Origin of the sequence: Methylocella silvestris, assembly GCF_002891535.1 — a bacterium.
Taxonomy (GTDB): domain Bacteria; phylum Pseudomonadota; class Alphaproteobacteria; order Rhizobiales; family Beijerinckiaceae; genus Methylocapsa; species Methylocapsa silvestris_A.
This window is the reverse complement of sequence record NZ_PDZR01000001.1, coordinates 133,228-152,611: the sequence shown is the minus strand read 5'-3', so window position 1 is coordinate 152,611 and position 19,384 is coordinate 133,228. Positions and strand designations below refer to the sequence as shown.

General features: G+C 66.2%; 17 protein-coding genes and 1 riboswitch. Of the genes, 12 read left to right on the top strand and 5 right to left on the bottom strand.

Features of this window, described 5'->3' with window-relative positions:
• The first annotated feature begins 3 nt into the window (after positions 1-3).
• Both obgE and proB read left to right on the top strand, forming a co-directional pair.
• On the top strand, positions 4-1,044 hold the full coding sequence (obgE, locus tag CR492_RS00695) for a GTPase ObgE (RefSeq protein WP_102842302.1): 1,041 nt from the start codon (positions 4-6) through the stop codon (positions 1,042-1,044).
• The gene (gene proB / locus CR492_RS00690; RefSeq protein ID WP_245411913.1) at positions 1,041-2,207 is read left to right on the top strand and encodes a glutamate 5-kinase; all 1,167 of its coding nucleotides are present in this window, start codon (positions 1,041-1,043) and stop codon (positions 2,205-2,207) included. The genes obgE and proB overlap by 4 nt, the downstream gene beginning before the upstream one ends.
• A gap of 5 nt (positions 2,208-2,212) precedes the next feature.
• Here the strand turns inward: proB and CR492_RS00685 are convergent, their stop codons facing one another.
• On the bottom strand, positions 2,213-3,184 hold the full coding sequence (locus CR492_RS00685) for an aliphatic sulfonate ABC transporter substrate-binding protein (protein WP_245411912.1): 972 nt from the start codon (positions 3,182-3,184) through the stop codon (positions 2,213-2,215).
• A gap of 240 nt (positions 3,185-3,424) precedes the next feature.
• Here CR492_RS00685 and CR492_RS00680 point away from each other — a divergent pair, with 240 nt between their 5' ends.
• Together CR492_RS00680 and CR492_RS00675 are read left to right on the top strand one after the other, a co-directional pair.
• Positions 3,425-4,717: a glutamate-5-semialdehyde dehydrogenase gene (locus tag CR492_RS00680; protein WP_102842301.1), complete on the top strand. Its 1,293-nt coding sequence runs from the start codon at positions 3,425-3,427 to the stop codon at positions 4,715-4,717.
• A gap of 59 nt (positions 4,718-4,776) precedes the next feature.
• Positions 4,777-5,364 carry a nicotinate-nucleotide adenylyltransferase gene (locus CR492_RS00675; RefSeq protein ID WP_210200230.1) on the top strand — a complete coding sequence of 196 codons (588 nt, stop codon included), beginning with the start codon at positions 4,777-4,779 and terminating at the stop codon, positions 5,362-5,364.
• A 97-nt stretch (positions 5,365-5,461) separates the two neighbouring features.
• On the opposite strand, the gene cobD is transcribed toward CR492_RS00675, so the two are convergent.
• Positions 5,462-6,508 (bottom strand): threonine-phosphate decarboxylase CobD, encoded by a 1,047-nt coding sequence (gene cobD, locus CR492_RS00670; RefSeq protein WP_348626695.1) that lies wholly within the window; start codon positions 6,506-6,508, stop codon positions 5,462-5,464.
• A gap of 70 nt (positions 6,509-6,578) precedes the next feature.
• Here cobD and cbiB point away from each other — a divergent pair, with 70 nt between their 5' ends.
• Positions 6,579-7,571, top strand: coding sequence for an adenosylcobinamide-phosphate synthase CbiB (gene cbiB / locus CR492_RS00665; RefSeq protein ID WP_102841796.1), 993 nt, complete (start codon positions 6,579-6,581; stop codon positions 7,569-7,571).
• Here the strand turns inward: cbiB and CR492_RS00660 are convergent.
• Both CR492_RS00660 and cobO read right to left on the bottom strand, forming a co-directional pair.
• Positions 7,555-8,997, bottom strand: coding sequence for a cobyric acid synthase (locus CR492_RS00660; protein ID WP_102842299.1), 1,443 nt, complete (start codon positions 8,995-8,997; stop codon positions 7,555-7,557). The genes cbiB and CR492_RS00660 overlap by 17 nt on opposite strands.
• Before the next feature lie 35 nt (positions 8,998-9,032).
• Entirely contained in the window at positions 9,033-9,650 is a 618-nt protein-coding gene (gene cobO / locus CR492_RS00655) for a cob(I)yrinic acid a,c-diamide adenosyltransferase (RefSeq protein WP_102841795.1), read from the bottom strand.
• A 187-nt stretch (positions 9,651-9,837) separates the two neighbouring features.
• Between cobO and CR492_RS00650 the strand changes: the two genes are divergently transcribed.
• The 7 genes from CR492_RS00650 to cobJ all read left to right on the top strand — a co-directional run bounded on the left by CR492_RS00650 (position 9,838) and on the right by cobJ (position 18,645).
• The gene (locus tag CR492_RS00650) at positions 9,838-10,353 is read left to right on the top strand and encodes a c-type cytochrome, methanol metabolism-related (protein ID WP_102841794.1); all 516 of its coding nucleotides are present in this window, start codon (positions 9,838-9,840) and stop codon (positions 10,351-10,353) included.
• A gap of 35 nt (positions 10,354-10,388) precedes the next feature.
• Positions 10,389-10,596: riboswitch (cobalamin riboswitch) on the top strand.
• A gap of 107 nt (positions 10,597-10,703) precedes the next feature.
• Positions 10,704-11,753, top strand: a complete 1,050-nt coding sequence (gene cobW / locus CR492_RS00645) for a cobalamin biosynthesis protein CobW (RefSeq protein ID WP_102841793.1) — start codon at positions 10,704-10,706, stop codon at positions 11,751-11,753.
• Positions 11,754-15,101 (top strand): cobaltochelatase subunit CobN, encoded by a 3,348-nt coding sequence (gene cobN / locus CR492_RS00640; protein WP_102841792.1) that lies wholly within the window; start codon positions 11,754-11,756, stop codon positions 15,099-15,101.
• The gene (cobG, locus tag CR492_RS00635; protein ID WP_102841791.1) at positions 15,095-16,366 is read left to right on the top strand and encodes a precorrin-3B synthase; all 1,272 of its coding nucleotides are present in this window, start codon (positions 15,095-15,097) and stop codon (positions 16,364-16,366) included. The genes cobN and cobG overlap by 7 nt, the downstream gene beginning before the upstream one ends.
• 115 nt (positions 16,367-16,481) lie before the next feature.
• The gene (locus CR492_RS00630) at positions 16,482-17,129 is read left to right on the top strand and encodes a precorrin-8X methylmutase (RefSeq protein ID WP_102841790.1); all 648 of its coding nucleotides are present in this window, start codon (positions 16,482-16,484) and stop codon (positions 17,127-17,129) included.
• Positions 17,126-17,869: a precorrin-2 C(20)-methyltransferase gene (locus tag CR492_RS00625; RefSeq protein ID WP_102841789.1), complete on the top strand. Its 744-nt coding sequence runs from the start codon at positions 17,126-17,128 to the stop codon at positions 17,867-17,869. The genes CR492_RS00630 and CR492_RS00625 overlap by 4 nt, the downstream gene beginning before the upstream one ends.
• Entirely contained in the window at positions 17,866-18,645 is a 780-nt protein-coding gene (cobJ, locus tag CR492_RS00620; RefSeq protein WP_102841788.1) for a precorrin-3B C(17)-methyltransferase, read from the top strand. The genes CR492_RS00625 and cobJ overlap by 4 nt, the downstream gene beginning before the upstream one ends.
• Here the strand turns inward: cobJ and CR492_RS00615 are convergent.
• A complete protein-coding gene (locus CR492_RS00615) occupies positions 18,612-19,373 on the bottom strand; it encodes a cobalt-precorrin-6A reductase (RefSeq protein WP_102841787.1) in 762 nt (253 codons plus the stop codon). The two genes, cobJ and CR492_RS00615, sit on opposite strands and share 34 nt — an antisense overlap.
• Between the last annotated feature and the right edge of the window lie 11 nt (positions 19,374-19,384).

Sequence of the window (19,384 nt, the reverse complement as noted above, 5' to 3'; positions counted from 1 at the left end):
GCCATGAAATTTCTCGATTCCGCAAAAATCTATATCCGCTCCGGCGATGGCGGGGCTGGCTGCCTGTCGTTCCGGCGCGAAAAATTCATCGAATTCGGCGGCCCTGACGGCGGCGACGGCGGCCGAGGCGGCGATGTCGTGGTCGAATGCGTCGGCGGCCTCAATACGCTGATCGACTACCGCTACCAGCAGCATTTCAAGGCGAAGACCGGCGTTCACGGCATGGGCAAGAATCGCGCTGGCGGCCGCGGCGCCGACGCCGTGCTGAAGGTTCCGGTCGGCACCCAGATCCTCGACGAGGACGGCGAGACCATGATCGCCGATATGACCGAGGTCGGCCAGCGCCTGGTGCTGGCGCGGGGCGGCAATGGCGGTTTCGGCAACGCGCATTTCAAATCGGCGACGAACCAGGCGCCGCGTCGCGTCAATCCCGGCCAGGAGGGCCAGGAACGCACCGTTCTGTTGCGGCTGAAGCTCATCGCCGACGCCGGGCTTGTCGGACTGCCCAACGCCGGCAAATCGACTTTTCTGGCGACAGTCAGCGCAGCGCGGCCAAAAATCGCCGACTATCCCTTCACGACCTTAAATCCCCAGCTCGGCGTCGTCGGCTGCGACGGGCGCGAATTCGTGCTTGCCGACATTCCCGGCCTGATCGAGGGCGCCCATGAAGGAATCGGTCTCGGCGACCGCTTTCTTGGCCATGTCGAGCGCTGCCGCGTGCTGCTCCACCTCGTCGGCGCCGACACGGAGCACGCCGGCAAGGCCTATAAAACCGTGCGGCGCGAACTCGAGGCCTATGGCGGCGGCCTCGCCGACAAGCCAGAGATCGTCGCTTTGTCGAAAGTCGACAGCGTTGACGCGGACACGTTGAAACAGCAGGCGATGCGCCTGAAGCGCGCCGCAAAGCGTGCGCCCCTGCAGCTGTCGGCGGCGACGAACCTCAATGTGCAGAAGGCGCTGCGCGCGGTTCTGGCCGAAATCGACGCGGCGGCCGTCGCCGACGCCGCGGAGACGGCCGCCGCCGCCGTCGTCTGGGCGCCATGACGCGGTCCTCCTCAGCTGCAATGCTGGCGAGCGCGTTGCCGAGCCTCGACCGCTTCCGCCGCATTGTCATCAAGGTCGGCTCGTCGCTGCTGGTCGACCGCGCGGAGGGGGGCGTCAAGCGCGAATGGCTCGTCTGCCTTGCGCAGGATATCGCGGCGCTGCACCGGCAGGGCGCGGATGTCCTTGTCGTCTCTTCGGGTTCGATCGCGCTCGGGCGCACCGTGCTTGGCTTGCCGGACGGCATTCTGAAGCTGGAGGACAGCCAGGCCGCCGCAGCCGTCGGCCAGATCGCGCTCGCCCGCATATGGGCCGAGACGCTCGCCTCCCATGCGATCACGGCGGGGCAGATTCTCGTCACCTACGGCGATACCGAAGAGCGCCGGCGCTATCTCAATGCGCGCGCGACGATCGGTCGCCTGCTCGATCTTCGCGCCGTGCCCGTCATCAACGAGAATGACACAGTGGCGACCTCTGAAATCCGCTATGGCGACAACGACAGGCTCGCCGCCCGCGTTGCGACCATGGCCAGCGCCGATCTGCTCATTCTTCTTTCCGATGTTCCGGGCCTCTATACGGCGCCGCCAGGGGACGATCCCAACGCTGCGCTCGTTCCGGTCGTGCCGCGCGTCACCGCCGAGATCGAGGCGATGGCGGGAGGAGCCGCGTCAAACCTGTCGCGCGGCGGCATGCGCACCAAGATCGAGGCGGCCAAGATCGCGACCACCGGCGGCGCGCATATGCTGATTGCCGACGGGCGCATCGCCCATCCGATCGAGCGGATCAAGCATGGCGCGCCCTGCACCTGGTTCCTGACGGGCTCCAGCCCGATCACGGCGCGCAAGAAATGGATCGCCGGCTCAGTCGAGCCGCGCGGCGCGCTGCATCTCGACGCCGGGGCGGAGCGGGCGATTCGCGCCGGCGCCAGCTTGCTGCCGGCCGGCGTCACAAAGGTGGAGGGCGATTTTTCCCGCGGCGATTGCGTCATCATGCGCAATGTCGCGGACGGCGAGATCGGCCGCGGCCTCGTCGCCTATGATTCTGGCGACGCCGTCCTGATCGCGGGCCATAATTCGCAAGATCTCGAGGCGATTTTAGGCGGCCCGCAGCGCCCGGTTCTCATTCATCGCGACGATATGGTGCTAACGGGCGAAAGGATGGGGTGAGCGGCCTATTTGGCCGCTCCGCCCCAGATCTTCACATTGCTGGCGTCGAGTTTGGCAGGGATCAGCCCTTCTCCGGCAAAAGCATCCGCAATGACCTGCTGCTCTGTCAGCCCCTCGCGCGTCACCAGACCGACGGCGTAGCCGCGATGGCTGTTGGCCTCTTCCACGGTCGCGGCGTCGATGCTCCAGATACCGGACAGGAGCGCCGCCGCCTCGGCCGGATGGCTTTTCACCCAAAGTCCGGTCTCACGCAATTTGGCGAAGAGGATTTCGAGCGCCGCGCCGTGGTTTTCGACGAAGTTTTGCGACGCCAGATAATAGCGCTTGTAGCTCGCGATCCCGGCGCCGTCGGAGAGGATGCGCGCGCCCGACTGCAGCCTTGCGCTCGTCAGGAAAGGATCCCAGACCACCCAGGCGTCGACCTTGCCGCCGATAAAGGCCGCGCGCCCATCGCCCGGCGCGAGATAGGCGGGCGAAATATCCTTGAACGTCAGGCCGGCCTTTTTGAGCGCGGCAAGCAGGAGAAAATGACTGCCCGCCGCCTTGGTCACGGCTATCTTGCGTCCGCGCAGATCAGCCAGGGTTTTAATCTCCGAACCCGCCGGCACGAGAATGGCCTGAGCTGACGGCGAGGCGGCTTCATCTGCGACATAGACCAGCTTCGCGCCAGCCGCCTGAGCGAAAATCGGCACGGTGTCGGCGACGTCGGCGCTGAAATCGAGATGGCCCAGATTCAACGCTTCGATCAGAGGCAGGCCGCTCGTAAACTCATGCCATTTGATTTCGACCCCGAGCGGCGCCAGCGCCTTTTCAAGTTCACCGTTCGTCTTGAGAATCACCGAAAGCGTCGAGGATTTCTGATAGCCAAAATTCAGGGTCCATGGCGCGCTTTCGGCGACGGCCGGAGCGCAGGCAAAGAGCGACAGGCCGGCAATTGCGGACAGGATGCGCGCCCAGGGCGCGAGGGTTCGGATCATACGGACGCGCATTTTCACCTCACGGACAGTAATCCTATAAAGACTATATACTTAATGATGAAATGCAAACCGGCTTCCGCCCGCCATCTGGGGCGTCGCATGCCTGGGCCCGGCATCTGCGACCTTCTTGGCCTCAAGCGCCGGGGTTTGACGATCGTCGCCAGTCGCGGCAAATATTTCGCACCGCGCCTTTGGCAAAGACGGCTTGAGGCGCGCCGCCGGGGCGCATAAGCAATGACGATGAATCATTTGAAACGCATCGAAGGCGCAGACGAGAACTTGGCGGCGCTCATGGCCGGGATCGGCCGCGCCGCCCGCGCGGCCGCGCGCGTGCTGGCGACCGCTCCGGCCGAGGTCAAGACGCGCGCGCTCAACGCCGCCGCTGCGGCGATCCGCGCCAATGCCGGCGCCATCGAGGCCGCCAATGCGCAGGATTACGCCGCAGCAAAGGCGAAGGGCGTCGCCGGCTCCTTTCTCGATCGCCTGAAGCTCGATCCCGCGCGCATCGAGGCTATGGCGCGCGGGATCGAGGAAGTCGCCGCCTTGCCCGATCCGGTCGGACGCGTGCTGGCGCGGTTCGAGCGGCCAAACGGGCTGTTGATCGAGCGCGTCGCCGTGCCGCTCGGCGTGATCGGCATCATCTACGAAAGCCGCCCGGCCGTGACAGCCGACGCCGGCGCGCTCTGCCTCAAGGCGGGCGACGCCGCGATTTTACGCGGCGGCTCGGAGAGCCAGCGCTCGAGCGCCATCATCCATGACTGCCTTGTCGCCGGGCTCATCGAGGCCGGACTGCCGCCGGCGGCGATTTCGCGCGTGCCGGTCGCAGATCGCGCCGCCGTCGGGGAAATGCTGTCCGGGCTCAATGGCGACATTGACGTCATCGTGCCGCGCGGCGGCAAAAGCCTTGTCGCGCGCGTTCAGAACGAGGCGAAGGTTCCCGTCTTCGCCCATCTCGAAGGCGTCGTGCATATTTATGTCGATCGCGCCGCCGACCTTGGCAAAGCGACAAAAATCCTTCTCAACGCCAAGCTGCGTCGCACCGGCGTCTGCGGCGCGGCTGAAACGCTGCTCGTGGACAGCGCCTGCGCGGCGACGCACCTCGCCCCGCTCGTCAAGACGCTGCTTGACGCAGGGTGCGCCGTGCGCGGCGACGCTGCGGCGCGTGCCGCCGATCCGCGCGTAACGCCGGCAAGCGAGGCGGACTGGAGCGCCGAATATCTCGACGCCATCATCAGCGTGCGGCTGGTCGACGGGATCGATGGCGCCATCGCCCACATAGAGGCCTATGGCTCGCATCACACCGACTGCATCGTGACGGAAGACCCTGCGGCCGCCGCGCGCTTCCTCGCTGAGGTCGATTCGGCGATCGTCATGCACAACGCCTCGACGCAATTTGCCGACGGCGGCGAGTTCGGCTTTGGCGGGGAGATCGGCATCGCCACCGGCCGCATGCACGCGCGCGGCCCGGTCGGCGTCGAGCAATTGACCACTTTCAAATACAGGGTGCATGGCGAGGGGCAGATTCGTCCGTGACCGGAAAGGCGCCGCGCCTCGCCAGCGCGAGGGCCGGCGAGATTGCCCGCTGCGCCATCCTGCCGCCGCATCCGCCGGGACTGCGCGTCGGCCTGTTCGGCGGCAGCTTCAATCCCCCTCATGACGGCCATCTCGCCGTCAGCCGGATCGCCTTGCGGCGGTTGCGGCTGGATAGCGTCTGGTGGCTGGTCAGTCCCGGCAATCCGCTTAAGGACAGGGGCGAACTTCTGCCGCTTGCCGTTCGCCTCGCGGAAGCGAGGCGGCTCGCCAGAGACCCGCGCATAAAAGTGAGCGCCATCGAGGAGGCGCTCGGCTCGCCGTTCAGCTTCGATACGGTGACCTATCTGAAACGGCGCTGCCCCGGCGTGCGCTTCGTCTGGATCATGGGCGCCGATAATCTCTCTTCGTTTCATCGCTGGAAGCGCTGGCGCGATTTTCTGCGCCTGACGCCGATTGCAATCGTCGACCGTCCGGGCTCCACCCTCAACGCGATGGCCTCGCGCGCGGGCCGCGCGCTCGCGCCCTATCGCATCAGCGAAAGCGCCGCCCGCCTCCTGCCTTGCGCGAAGCCGCCGGCTTTCGTCTTTTTGCACGGGCCGCGCTCGCCCGCCTCCTCGACGGCGCTGCGCGCCGCGCGCAAGCGTTAGAGCATGTTCCGTTCAGATGGAATCATCCGGACGATAAGCACATGCTCCAATCCATTGTTTCAACGATCCGCTTGGTCCAAAAAGCCTTCCTTTTTTTCTAAGCAAGCGCAGCGCGGAGCCTTGCCCGGTCCGCGTCGGAGCCCGGAATAGCGAAGCGTAGCCAGCGCGGACGCTCCGCGAAACGCCGCGCCAAGATCCCCGCCTCGCCAAGCTGGTTAAACCGGCGCTGCGCATCGGCCGCCTCGGCCAGCCGGAACAGCGGGGTTCCGCCGGTCAGCGTAAAGCCGGCTTCGATCAGGATGGCGTCGAGCTTTTCCGCATCTTCCTCCAGAGTCTTGCGCATGCGCCCAAGCCACGCCGCATCGGCCAGCGCCTGCGTCCCGATCGCCACGGCCGCGCCGGAAACCGGCCAGCATCCGAGGGCGGCGCGAAGCTTTGCGGCAAAATCGGGCGCCGACGCGGCAAAGCCGAGCCGGAGCCCCGGCAGGCCGAAAGCCTTGCCGAAGGAGCGCAACACGACGGCGCCGGAGGGCGGCAGATGCGGCGCGAGACAGGCGGAGGGGCCCAGAAAATCGGCGAACGCCTCATCGACAATCAGAAGCTGGCCGCTGCGGTAAAAGCGATCGGCAAGATCGCGCAGGCGATTTAAGGAGACGAGCCGCCCGTCCGGATTATTCGGATTGACGATGATCGCGACATCAAATTTCTCCAGCGCGTCAATGTCCTCAACGACGCTGGTTTGCGCGCCGACCCGGCCCCAGGCGCGGGCGTGTTCGAAATAGGTAAAACCCAAAAGCCCCACGCGCCGCGCCGGAAGGAGATGCGGCAGCCAATTGATGATCGCCTGCGTGCCCGGCGCCGCAACGACGCTCACGGCGCGCTCGACGCCAAAGGCGGCGGCGGCCGCTGATTCGAGCGTCGCAAGGGCCGCCGGATCGGGCAGACGCGCAAAACTTTCGGGCGGGGGGATCTGGAACGGATAGCAATGGGGATTGACGCCGGTCGACAGGTCAAGCCAAGGCTCGGGCGCCGCCGGAAAGTTTTTTCGGGCGGCAGAGAGATCGCCGCCATGCGCCGGCGCCGCCTCGCTTCGTTCAAAAACACGCCCAGCGCTTTCGGTTCCGGCGTCGGCATTATCATGCAAAAATGTTTCGTCTCTCAACCGTATCGACCCTCGAAGGAGCGGCCTGTCCCAAGCCGCCGCCAGACCTAACATGAATTTCCCGATGTTTTTCGCGCTGGCAAGCGTTGCGGCTGGGATCGAAGGCGCGATTGGCTATCCCAGGGTGCTTTTTGCGGCGATCGGCCATCCGGTCACCTGGATCGGCGGCCTGATCGCGTTCGCCGACCGATGGCTCAATCGGGACGATCTGCCCTTTGGCCAACGCCGTCTTCTCGGCGCGGCGGCGCTGGTTCTCGTTCTCGGCGTGGCGGGGGCTTGCGCCTTTTTCATCGAACAATTCATTCTTCATGTGGGGCTGCCGCCCTTCCTCTCGCTCATTCTGCTCGCGCTTGCCGCCTCAACTCTGATCGCGCAAAAAAGTCTTGGTCAGCATGTTCGCGCCGTGGCGCTGGCGCTGGAGGATTCTGGGCTTCCGGGCGGGCGCGTCGCGGTCGGCGCCATCGTCGGCCGCAATGTCGATGCGCTTGATGAAGCGGGCGTCTGCCGCGCCGCGATCGAAAGCCTCGCCGAGAATTTTTCCGATGGCGTCGTCGCCCCGATCTTCTGGCTGGCGCTCGGCGGTCTGCCGGGCGGGGTCGCCTACAAGGCGCTGAACACGGCCGACAGCATGATCGGCCATCTGACGCCAAGGCATAAAGCCTTTGGTTTTGCCGCCGCAAAGCTCGACGATCTCGCCAATTTTCTGCCCGCGCGCCTGTCGGCCGTTTTTATCGTGATCGCCGCCGCCGTCCTGCCGGGCGCTGACGCCGCGGCCGCCTGGCGCGCCACGCGTCGCGACGCGCGCGGCCATCCCTCGCCGAACGCCGGCTGGCCGGAGGCGGCTTTCGCCGGCGCCCTCGGCCTGCAGCTCGGCGGACCAAGGCAATATGGCGACAAACTCGTCACTGACGGCTGGATGGGGACGGGCTCGGCGGAAGCAGCGCCCGAGGCGATTTATTGCGCGCTGGCGCTCTATCGGCGCGCCTGCCTCGTCAATCTCGCCCTGGTTGGGCTCGCCGCGCTTTGCCTCAACTGGCCAGGGTGAGCAGATGGTCGAGGTCCATATGGGCCTCGAGATGGTTGGCGAGCGCGTCAAGCGCCCGCTCGATCGAGGCCTCGTAAGAGAGCCCCGAGCCTTCGCCCCCCAAGCGCGCCATCAGGCTGGCGCGCTGCGCCGGGTCGCTGAAAAGCCCATGCACATAGGAGCCGCTGACCCGCCCGTCCGCCGAGACGGTGCCTTCGCGCCGCCCATCTGCCAAAATCAGCAGCGGCGCCTCGCAACCGGGCCCATAGGTGCGGCCAAGATGCATTTCATAGCCCTTGAAGGGCGCGCCATCCGCCGCGGAGACCCCCTCCACGGGCGCCAGCATTTTTTCCCCGGTGAGTTCGGTCTCGATGTCGAGCAACCCGAGGCCGATGGCCTCCCCCCGCGGACCCTCGACGCCGTCGGGGTCGCGCAACATCCTGCCGAGCATCTGGTAACCGCCGCAAAGGCCGATGACATGACCGCCACGGCGCAGATGCGCGGCAAGATCGATGTCCCACCCCTCGCGCCGGAAGGCTGCGAGATCGGCGATCGTCGTCTTTGAGCCGGGCAACAGCACGAGGCGCGCTTCGGCCGGCAAAACCGCGCCGGACCGCACCATCGCGATTTCGACGTCGGGCTCGAGCCGCAGCGGATCGAGATCGTCAAAATTGGCGATTCCCGGCAAGACGGGGACCGCGATGAGAATTTTGCCGCCGCCTTTCGGTCTTGGCGTCGAGAGACCAAAACTGTCCTCGGCCGGCAGAAGCGCCGCCTCCGCGCAAAAGGGAATGAGCCCGAGCGCGGGCCAGCCGGATCTTTGCGCGATGAACGCCATGCCGTCGGCAAACAGCGTCGGATCGCCGCGGAATTTATTGACGATAAAGCCCCGGATCATTGCGGCGTCCTCGGCCGCGATCACGGATTTCGTGCCGACGATCTGGGCGATGACGCCGCCGCGGTCGATATCGCCGACAAGAATCACGGGAACGCCAGCGGCCCGCGCAAAGCCCATATTGGCGATATCGTTCTGGCGCAGATTGACTTCGGAGGCGCTCCCCGCCCCTTCCACCAGGACAAGATCGGCGTTGGCCGCAAGTTTTGCAAAACTTTCAAGCACAGCGCCGAGAAGTTTGGGCTTCCACTGCTGATAGTCGCGCGCGGCGGCGGTTCCAACGACCTTGCCCTGGACGACGACCTGCGCGCCAAAGCCGGTCTGCGGCTTCAGCAGCACCGGATTCATATCGACGCTGAGGGGCGCGCCGCAGGCCAGCGCCTGCATCGCCTGGGCGCGGCCGATCTCGCCGCCGTCCGGCGTGACGCTGGCGTTGTTCGACATGTTCTGCGGCTTGAACGGCAGCACCTTCAGGCCGCGATTGCGGTAGGCGCGGCAAAGCCCGGCGACGATGAGCGATTTGCCGACATCGGAGCCAGAGCCCTGGATCATCAGCGCGCGCGCCCTTGACCGCCCGCCCGAAGGCGTCAAAATTCGACGCCCGCCTGCGCCCGCACCCCGGCCGCGAAATGATGCTTCACCAGCGTCATCTCGGTGACGAGATCGGCAGCCGCGATCAGCTCCGCCTTGGCGTTGCGGCCCGTGACGACGATATGGAGATCGGGTCGTCGCGCGCTAAGCACCTCGACGATTCGCGCAACCGGAAGATGATCGTAGCGCAAGGCGATGTTCAGTTCATCGAGCACGATCAGTTTGAGGGCGGGATCGCGCATCAGGGCTTCCGCTTTGGCGAAGGCCGCCTCGGCGCTGGCGACGTCTCCGGCGCGATCCTGCGTCTCCCAGGTAAACCCCGCGCCGAGCGCATGACATTCGACGAGATCCTCGAAGCGGGCCAGCGCCGCGCGTTCGCCGCTGTCCCAGGCGCCCTTGCCGAACTGGACCACGGCGCAGCGCCAGCCATGGCCGAGCGCGCGCAGCAAAAGCCCGAACGCGGCGGTCGATTTCCCCTTGCCCGACCCGGTGTGGACCATCAGCAGGCCCTTTTCCGTAATCGTCTTGCCGGCGACTTTGGCGTCCTGAACGCGCTTGCGATTGGCCATCTTCTCGCGATGGCGCAAATCCGTCTGGTCCAGAAGTTCGTTCATCGCTCTCTCCTGCCGTGGAGTGTATCGACCTGCCGGGCCGCCGGCAAAAGGTCAATGTCCGCAACGATTTCGTGACGGAGAAAAAACAACTCTGCTCTTGCGCGCGCGTTCATGGCCCTTGACAATCCGCGCGCGGCTTCGGCGCGACGGCCACGAAAAAATGCGCCCTGTAACGAGGAGAACAAAAATGAAGCTTGCCGCATCTCTCGCCTGCCTTGCCGCGGCAAGTCTCCTCGCAGCGGCAGCGGCGCGCGCCGATGGCGCCGGAGATCCCGCGCCGGTCACCTCGACAAACGGCGAATATTTCGACAAGGACGGCAACCCGACCTACAAGATCGGCAAGGACGGCATGGTCGATTGGTACACTTTCATCGGCTACCGCATGTATGGGGCGAACTGCCTGCAATGCCATGGCCCTGACGCCCTCGGTTCGTCCTACGCGCCCTCACTCGTTGATTCGCTCAAATCCCTGACGACGCAGCAGGTGCAGGGCACGATCATCGGCGGCAAGCGCAACATCAGCGCCTCGCAGGAGCTGGTCATGCCGAGCTTTGGCGAGAACAAGAACGTCATGTGCTACCTCGATCCGATCTACGTCTATCTCCGGGCGCGCTCGGATGGCGCGCTGAACCGCGAACGGCCGAGCAATCACGAGCCGAAGCCGGCGGATTGGCAAAAGACCGTCGACGGTTGTTTCGGGTGAGTCTGACGTCGCGATTGACACGGCAGCCACAGGGTCTACTCTCGCGCCCGTAACGGTCCCTCTGCCGAGGGTTTAAAGGGAATGTGGCGCGCGCTTTAAAAAAGCGCGCAATCCACAGCTGCCCCCGCAACTGTAAGCGGGTAGCCGCACGCCATAAGCCACTGGGAGCCATAAAGCTTCTGGGAAGGCGGCGAGCGGCGCCGATCCGCGAGCCAGGAAACCTGCCGTTCGATCGAGTTCTGGCCGGCGGGGCGCTCCGGCCATGATCGATGTCGGCCGTTCGCGCCGGCAAAGGGCGCTTCCGCGCCCGTGTTCCTCAGCGCCCGCGTCGAGCGGAGACCCCGGGCCTGATGAATGATCTCTCCACCGCACGCCTGTCGCGGATTCCCGCTACCATCATCACCGGCTTCCTCGGCGCCGGGAAGACGACGCTGATCCGCCATCTGCTGGAGCATAGCGCGGGGCGCCGCCTCGCCCTCATCATCAATGAATTCGGCGACATCGGCGTCGACCGCGACATTTTGCGCGGCTGCGACGACCTCGGCTGCGCTGAGGACGCCATTGTCGAGCTCGCCAATGGCTGCATCTGCTGCACCGTCGCCGATGATTTTTTGCCCGCGATCGAGCGCCTGCTCGCCCTCGATCCGCCGCCCGAGCACATTGTCATCGAGACCTCAGGCCTTGCCTTGCCAAAGCCTCTCGTCAAGGCATTCGACTGGCCGCAGATCCGCGCAAGGCTCACGGTGGACGGCGTCATCGCCGTCGTCGACGGCGCGGCGGCGGCGGACGGACGCTTTGCTGACGATCCCATTAAACTCGCGCGCCAGCGCGAGGCCGATCCCTCGATCGGGCATGATAATCCGCTGGAGGAGGTTTTCGAGGATCAGCTGCTTTGCGCCGATCTCGTGATCCTCAACAAGATCGATCTTCTTGGCGCTGACGACGAGGCGCGCGTTCGCGCCGACATCAGGGCGGTCCTGCCGCGCGCCGTCAGAATCGTCGGCGCGGCGCAGGGGCGCATCGATTCTGCCATTCTCCTCGGCCTCAACGCGGCCGCCGAGGATGATCTTTTGAACCGGCGCTCGCATCATGACGACGAGGCCGATCACGACCATGATGATTTTGAGAGCCTCATTGTCGAGACGCCGGCGATCGACGACGCCACCTCATTCGTCGGCCGCCTCGCGAAGATCGCGGAGGCGCACGACGTCCTCCGCGTAAAGGGCTTCGTCGAGGTGCGCGGCAAGCCGATGCGGCTTCTGGTGCAGGGAGTCGGCGCGCGCTTCAAGCACAGTTTTGACCGCCCCTGGGCCTTGGGCGAGGCGCGTCAGGGGCGACTCGTGGTCATCGGCGAAAAGGGCCTGAACGCCGCCGCAATCTTGCAAGCGCTGGAGCGCTGAATGCATCTGCTCCGTACAGAGAGCCGATCGCTCGACGAGGCCGAGGTCGCCATCGATCTCGCGCAGACGCCGGCCGATCTGGTCTTTCTGTCCTTTTCGGACAGCGACCTTTCCTCTCTTGCCGGCGTCGCGCAAAGGCGCGGCCTGAGCATAAGGCTCGCCAATCTTTCCGATCTGAAGCACCCCTATTCTGTCGATCTTTACGTTGAAAAAGTCATCGCAAAGTCGCGCTTCGTTCTCGTTCGCCTGCTCGGCGGCCTCGACTATTGGCGCTATGGCGTCGAGGAGCTTTGCCGTACGGCGCGGAACAACGGCGTGAAACTCGCCATCGTTTCGGGCGACGCCGCCGCCGACCCGCGCCTCAGCGACGCCTCGACCATCGCGCAAGCCGATCTTGACGAAATATTCGCACGGCTGCAGAGCGGCGGGAGCGCAAATATCGCGACCGTTCTCGACTGGGTCGAGGCGACGCTGCGCGGACCCGCGCCATGGACCTCGCAAGGCATAGAGCCGCCTGCCGGACTCTATGATCCCGCCCGCCGACGCGCCGGCAAAGACGCGCCCCGCGCGAAAATCATATTTTACAGATCATATCTTCTTGCCGGAGACAACGGGCCAATCCTTGCGCTCGCCGACGCGCTACACCTGCGGGGCTTTGACGTCGAGGCGATTTTCGTGTCGAGCCTCAAGGACCCGCAAGCGGCCGACTTTCTCCGCGCCCGGTTCGAGGAAGAAAGACCAGACGTCATTCTTAACGCCACGGCGTTTTCCGCCCGGCTCGACGACGGCGGCAGCGTGCTTGACGAGGCCGACGCGCCGGTCCTGCAAATCATCTTCTCAAGCGCGACCGAGGCGCAATGGGCCGATGATCCAAGGGGCTTGCGGGCGGCCGATCTCGCCATGAATGTCGTGCTGCCGGAAATGGACGGACGGCTGATTACGCGCGCGATCGCCGTGAAGGCGGAGACGGCGCATCGCGCCGATCTCGAATTCACGCCGCTGACCCATGTCGCCCTCCCCTCCCGCGTCGACTTCGTGTCGGACCTCGCCGCGGCCTGGGCCAAATTGCGCAGGACGCCGCGCTTCGAGCGCAGCATCGCCTGCATCCTGTCGGACTATCCGGGCAAGGCGGGACGCGGCGGCTATGCCGTCGGGCTCGACACCGCAAAAAGCGTCGGCGCGATCGCGCGCGCCTTGGACCAATCCGGCTATGACATCGGCGCCTTGCCCACCGACGACGAACTGATGCGGCTCCTCGAAACGCAGGCGTTCACGGTTTGCTATCCCCTGCCCGATTACCAGCAGGCGCTCGCCGCCGCGCCGCGCGCCTTTTCAGAGCAGGTTTTCGCGCAATGGGGCGATCCCGCAGGCGAAGCCGATGGCGACGGAATGTTCCGCTTCTCGGTTATTTCCGCGAACCGTTTCTTCGTGGCGCTGCAGCCCGGACGCGGCGCGGCCGCCGAGCACAAGGCGAACTATCATGACGTGACGCTGGCGCCGCGCCATGCCTATATCGCCTTCTACATGTGGCTGCGGCGCGTAGCCAAAATCGACGCGCTCATTCACTGCGGCGCCCATGGCACGCTGGAATGGCTGCCTGGCAAGGCCAATGCGCCTGGCCCCTCCTGCGCCCCCGAAGCCGTGCTGGGGCCGACGCCGGTCATCTACCCGTTCATCGTCAACAATCCGGGCGAGGCGGCGCAGGCGAAGCGTCGCATCGCCGCCCTGACCATCGGCCATCTGACCCCGCCGCTGATGAGCGCGGGCCGTTTTGGCGCCGCGCAGGACATTGAAGCGCTGCTCGATGAATATGCCAGCGCCGAAGCGCTCGACCCGAAACGGGCAAAGCTGATCGCAAAGGCCATTCTCGCCCGCGCGCGCGAAACCGGCCTCGCCCAGGACTGCGGCATCAAGGATGACGAAAATCATCTTGACGCCCTGGCGCGCCTCGACGCTTTCCTCTGCGACGTCAAGGATTTGCGCATCGGCGACGGGCTGCATGTGTTTGGGACGGCGCCCGATCCCGGCCGGCGCGAGGCGTTGGTTGCGGCTCTCCCGCACGAGGCTCGCGCCGGCGCGGGCGAACTCATCGCGCGTTGCGGCGAGGCCGAGCTCGCGGCTCTGATCGCAGCGCTCGATGGACGATTCGTCGCGCCGGGACCTGGCGGCGCGCCCTCGCGCGGGCGCATCGACGTTCTGCCGACAGGGCGTAATATCTACAGCGTCGATCCGCGCTCCGTACCAACACGCACGGCGTTCGAGATCGGCAAGCGCGCGGCGGAAGAAGTCCTGCGCCGCCATGCGCAAGATAACGGCGATTGGCCGAAGCGCATCGTGATGGACATCTGGGCGAGCGCGACCATGCGCACCGGCGGCGACGATCTCGCGCAGGCCATGGCCCTGATCGGCGCCGCCCCCGTCTGGGACCATGCCACCTCCCGCATCAGCGGTTTCGAGGTCGTCCCGCTCGCCAAACTCGGACGCCCCCGCGTAGACGTCACCCTGCGCATTTCCGGCATGTTCCGCGACGCCTTTCCCGCGCAGATCGCGCTCTACGATCAGGCCGTTCGCGCCATCAGCGAGCGCGATGAAGATGACGATGATAATCCTCTTTCGGCGTCTGCGCGCGAGAGCGGCGAAGCGCCGCTGCGCATCTTCGGCGCCGCCCCCGGCGCCTTCGGGCTCCAGCTATCGCGGGCAATCGACAACGACGCGTCGGTCACGCGTGAAGAGTTGGGGCGACTCTACATCAAGGCGACTTCGCACGCCTATCGCGGCGCGCAGGGCGAGGCGACCCAAACGTCGGCGTTCGCGGGGCGCGTCGCCAGCGCCGACGCGATGATCCACGTTCAGGATCAGGTCGAGCAGGACCTTCTTGAATCCGACGCCATCGTCGATCACGAGGGCGGATTTTCCGCCGCCGCCGAAATGCTTGGCGGGCGCCCCGCGATCTACCATGTCGCGACAAGCGACGCCCAAAAGATCACAGTGCGGACGATGCCCGAGGAGATCGCCCGCATCATGCGCGGGCGCGCCGGCAACCCGCGCTGGATCAGAGGCCAGATGCAACACGGCCATCGCGGCGCGGCCGAGATCGCCGAGACCGTCGATCATCTCTTCGGCCTTGCGATCATGACCGATGCGACGCAAAGCCACCACTTCGACCTGATGTTCGACGCGACCTGCGGCGACCCTGAGGTCGCAGCATTTCTCGCGAGCGCCAATCCGAGAGCCGCCGGCGCCATCCTGTCCCGTTTCGAGGAAGCGGCGCGGCGCGGCTTTTGGCGAAGCCGGCGCAATTCGGCGCATGAGGATATCAGATCGATGCGCGAGCGCCTGTCATGTTGACGCGCGCGGAGCTTCGCAAGGGCTGGTGCCCCGGGGCGCGCGCGCCGATGCAGGCGCGCGACGGGCTGATCGCGCGCCTCCGCATCAGCGGCGCCTGCCTGTCGTCGGAAACGGCGCGCGCCATCGCCGGCGCCGCAAACAGGTTCGGCAATGGTCAATGCGAGCTAACATCGCGCGCAAATCTACAGTTGCGCGGCGTGACGCCGGAGCGCCTGCCGGATCTTCTCGCCGAACTCGATCGGCTTGGCCTGATCGACGCCGACGCCGCGGCGGAAGCGGTGCGCAATGTCATGATCAGCCCGCTCGCCGGACTTTGCGGGCGGGCGGATGTGACGCCGATTGGCGCCGCGCTCGAGGCCGCGCTCATCGACGCCACAGATCTCCACAGCTTACCAGGAAAATTCGGCTTCCTGATCGATGACGGCGGCCCGCTTTCGCTCTGGGATGAGATAACCGACGTTCGCTTTGCCTTCGACCAGCCGCGCGGCAAATTCGACATCGCGCTCGGCGTCGACGCAATCGCCATCGGCTCTTGCGCGCCGGAGGAGATCGTCGCCGTCGCATTAAGAATCGCCCGCGCTTTTCTGGCTGTCGGCGAGGCTATGCCGGAGCCGCCCCGAAGAATGACAGACGTCATTTTTGGAGGCGGGCTCGCTGCGCTCGCCGCCGCCGCGGGCCGACCGGCCCCGCAACAAGAATGGGCGCCGCCCCGCCCCGCGCCGCCGGCGCCAGTCGGGCTATTGCGCTTCGGCGATCTTTCCTGCTTCGGCGCGGCGGCGCCGTTTGGGCGCCTCTCCGCAAATATGCTGGCGGCGGTTGCCGGCGCGGCGCAGACCCATGGGCGCGGCGAGATCCGCCTGACGCCGTGGCGGGCGGTCATTCTGCCCGGCGTCGCGCCGCAAGAGGCAGACGCGCTCGCAGAATATTTTCACGCAGCCGGCTTCATCGTCTCCCCCGACGACAAGCGGCTCGGCGTCGCGGCCTGCGGCGGCGCGCCGGCCTGCGCGCGCGGCACGACGCCAACGCATGCAGACGCGTTGGCGCTCGCGCCGCTTGCGGGACAACTTTTCCCCACTGGCCTCGCCCTGCATGTCTCGGGCTGCGCCAAGGGCTGCGCCCGGCCGCGCAGGGCTCCGTTGACGCTGGTCGCCCATGACGGCCTTTACGATCTCGTTCTCGACGGCTCGGCCTTTGACGCGCCATCTAGCCGAAATCTCTCATTGACGGCCGCGCGGAATTTGTTGCACGCCATGGCCAGCACATGACGCCGGCATCATGCCCCGGACTTTTGAAATCGATCACGTTTTATGAGTTTGGTCCGCATCGGTCGAAAATCATCGTGATCTCGAGCGCTGTCGAGCGCGCAGCAGCAGCGATGAGATGAGCGCAGAGCAACAGCAAGGCCGCTTCGACTATCTGCGCGACGGGGCGGAAATCTACCGCCGCTCCTTCGCGACGATCCGCGCTGAAGCCGATCTTTCGCGCTTTTCGGCGGATGAGGAGATCGTCGCCGTGCGGGTGATCCATGCCTGCGGCATGGTCGAGATCGCCGCCGACCTTGTCTTTTCGCCGGGCGCCGCGACCCGCGCGCGGGTCGCCCTGCGCGAGGGCGCGCCGATCCTGTGCGATTCGAAAATGGTCGCCGAAGGGGTGACCCGCGCCCGCCTGCCGAACCGCAATGAGGTGATCTGCACGCTCGATCATCCATCCGTCGCGACGCTGGCGAAAAATCTCGGCGATACGCGCAGCGCCGCTGCGATCGAACTCTGGAGCGAGCGCCTCGATGGCGCGATCATCGCAATCGGCAATGCGCCAACCGCGCTGTTTCGCCTCTTAAACCTCATGGACCGCTCGCCGCTGCGCCCGGCCTGCATCATCGGCATGCCGGTCGGCTTCGTCGGCGCGGCCGAATCGAAAGAGGCCCTGATCGAGACGGCGCAGGCGCCGTTCATCACCGTGCGGGGACGCAAGGGCGGCAGCGCCATGACGGCGGGCGCCCTCAACGCGCTGGCGGGCGAGGCCGAATGACCACGAACTCGCCTCCTATCGGCCGTCTTTACGGCGTCGGGCTCGGGCCGGGCGACCCGGACCTTTTGACCGTGAAGGCCGTGAAGATTTTGAAAGCCGCGCCGGTGGTCGCCTATTTCGCCAAGAAAGGCCGGCGCGGACAGGCCCGCGCGATCCTCGAAAGCTGGCTCAGCCCCGCCTCGACGGAGCTCGCCCTGCTCTATCCCATGACGACGGAGCGCCATTTCCAGGACCCCGTCTATGTCGAGACGCTGGGCGCCTTTTACGCGAACGCCGCCGAGGAGATCGCCGGCCATCTTTCGGCCGGCCGCGACGTGGCGCTGGTCTGCGAGGGCGACCCATTGTTCTACGGCTCCTTCATGCATCTTTACGTGCGGCTGAAGGACCGCTTCTGCGTCGAAGTCGTGCCGGGCGTCACCGGCATGTCGGGCTGCTGGAGCGCGGCGAAACTGCCGATCACCTGGGGCGACGATGTGCTCAGCGTGCTGCCCGGGACGCTCGGCGGACCGGATCTCGCCCGGCTCCTTGGCGCCTGCGACGCCGCCATCATCATAAAACTCGGCGCAAATCTCGCCAAGGTCAGGGCGGCGATCCTCGAGGCAGGCCGCTCGAGCACGGCGATCTATGTCGAGCATGGCACGCAGGCGGCCGAGCGGATCCTTCCGCTGGACGAAAAGACCGACGATCTCGCGCCCTATTTCTCGATGATTCTCATTCCCGGCGAGGGCAGACGGCCATGATCGCGGGTCCGCCATCCTCTGGGTCTCTGAGCGTCGTTGGCATCGGCCCGGGGTTTGCGGACTGGGTGACTCCGGAAGCGGCGCGCCTCATCCATGCGGCCTCCGATCTCGTCGGCTATGCGCCCTATCTCGAACGCTGCGAGCTTGTGCCCGGACAGGCGCGCCATGCAAGCGACAACAGGGTGGAGCTCGATCGCGCCCGCGCCGCCCTGCAGCTGGCGAGCAAGGGCCGGCGCGTCGCGGTGGTCTCGGGGGGAGATCCCGGAATTTTCGCCATGGCGGCAGCGGTGTTCGAGGCGATCGAGGAAGGCGAGGCCGGCTGGCGCGAGATCGACGTCACTGTCTCTCCCGGCATATCAGCAATGCAGGCCGCGGCCGCACGGCTCGGCGCCCCGCTTGGCCATGATTTCTGCGCCATTTCGCTCTCTGACAATCTAAAGCCCTGGGCGCTCGTCGAAAAAAGGTTGGCGGCGGCGGCTGACGCCGATTTCGTCATGGCGCTCTATAATCCCGCCTCGCGCACGCGGCATGAACAGATCCGCAGCGCCTTCGCCCTTTTGCGTAAACTGAAGGCGCCGGCGACGCCGGTGATCTTTGCGCGGGCGATCGGGCGCGCGGACGAGCGCATTACCCTCTGCGACCTTGGCGACGCGGATCCCGATCTCGCTGATATGGCGACGCTGGTCATCGTCGGATCGAGCGAAACGCGCCTGCTGCGCCGCCCGAACGGCGCGCCTTATGTCTATACGCCACGCGGCGCGAGGGCGGCCTCATGAATCGCGCATTGGCGAAGGATCAGTCCCAGAGCCTCGGCCGGAGTTTTGAGCGCGCCTTGCCCGGGCGGGCGCTCGACCATGACGACCGGCAGTCCGAGTTCGCGCGCCGCTTCGATCTTGCCGTAAACCGCAGGGGAGCCGCTGTTCTTGGCGACTACGACGTCGATACGCTCTTCCCCCAGAAGCCGCCGCTCCGCCTCCCTCTCAAACGGCCCGCGCGCGCTGATGAAGCGATGGTCCGGCAGCTTCGGCGAAACGGGCTCGATGCCGCGGATCAGATAAAAGTGCTGCGGCGCGGCCTCGAAGGCGGCAAGCTGCAGCCGGCCGATGGCGAGAAAAACGCGCCGGCGCGCCGCGCCAAGGAGAGCGGCGGCCTCCGCCATGTCGCCCGCCGGGATCCAGCGGTCGCCGGGCAGCTGCGTCCAGGGCGGACGCCCGACGACGATCAGAGGAATTTTTTCCGCGCACGCGGCGCCGACGGCGTTGCGCGAAATCGCGGCGGCGAAGGGATGCGTCGCATCAATCAGGAGCTCGACACGCTCCTCCGCGATATAGCGCGCGAGACCCTCAGCGCCGCCAAAGCCGCCAATGCGCATCGGGATCGGCGCCTTTACGGGGGCCGCGGTGCGCCCGGCGAGCGACAGGAGCGGCGCGATTGCGGGCCTGTCGGCCAAGAGCGCGGCAAGGGCGCTAGCTTCAGCCGTGCCGCCAAGAATAAGAACGCGCAAGCTTCGCTCCA

Coding starts and splice junctions, on each gene's coding strand:
- obgE (WP_102842302.1), top strand. CDS start 4: ATGAAATTTCTCGATTCCGCAAAAATCTATATCCGCTCCGGCGATGGC.
- proB (WP_245411913.1), top strand. CDS start 1,041: ATGACGCGGTCCTCCTCAGCTGCAATGCTGGCGAGCGCGTTGCCGAGC.
- CR492_RS00685 (WP_245411912.1), bottom strand. CDS start 3,184: ATGATCCGAACCCTCGCGCCCTGGGCGCGCATCCTGTCCGCAATTGCC.
- CR492_RS00680 (WP_102842301.1), top strand. CDS start 3,425: ATGAATCATTTGAAACGCATCGAAGGCGCAGACGAGAACTTGGCGGCG.
- cbiB (WP_102841796.1), top strand. CDS start 6,579: ATGAATTTCCCGATGTTTTTCGCGCTGGCAAGCGTTGCGGCTGGGATC.
- CR492_RS00660 (WP_102842299.1), bottom strand. CDS start 8,997: ATGATCCAGGGCTCTGGCTCCGATGTCGGCAAATCGCTCATCGTCGCC.
- cobO (WP_102841795.1), bottom strand. CDS start 9,650: ATGAACGAACTTCTGGACCAGACGGATTTGCGCCATCGCGAGAAGATG.
- CR492_RS00650 (WP_102841794.1), top strand. CDS start 9,838: ATGAAGCTTGCCGCATCTCTCGCCTGCCTTGCCGCGGCAAGTCTCCTC.
- cobW (WP_102841793.1), top strand. CDS start 10,704: ATGAATGATCTCTCCACCGCACGCCTGTCGCGGATTCCCGCTACCATC.
- cobN (WP_102841792.1), top strand. CDS start 11,754: ATGCATCTGCTCCGTACAGAGAGCCGATCGCTCGACGAGGCCGAGGTC.
- cobG (WP_102841791.1), top strand. CDS start 15,095: ATGTTGACGCGCGCGGAGCTTCGCAAGGGCTGGTGCCCCGGGGCGCGC.
- CR492_RS00630 (WP_102841790.1), top strand. CDS start 16,482: ATGAGCGCAGAGCAACAGCAAGGCCGCTTCGACTATCTGCGCGACGGG.
- CR492_RS00625 (WP_102841789.1), top strand. CDS start 17,126: ATGACCACGAACTCGCCTCCTATCGGCCGTCTTTACGGCGTCGGGCTC.
- cobJ (WP_102841788.1), top strand. CDS start 17,866: ATGATCGCGGGTCCGCCATCCTCTGGGTCTCTGAGCGTCGTTGGCATC.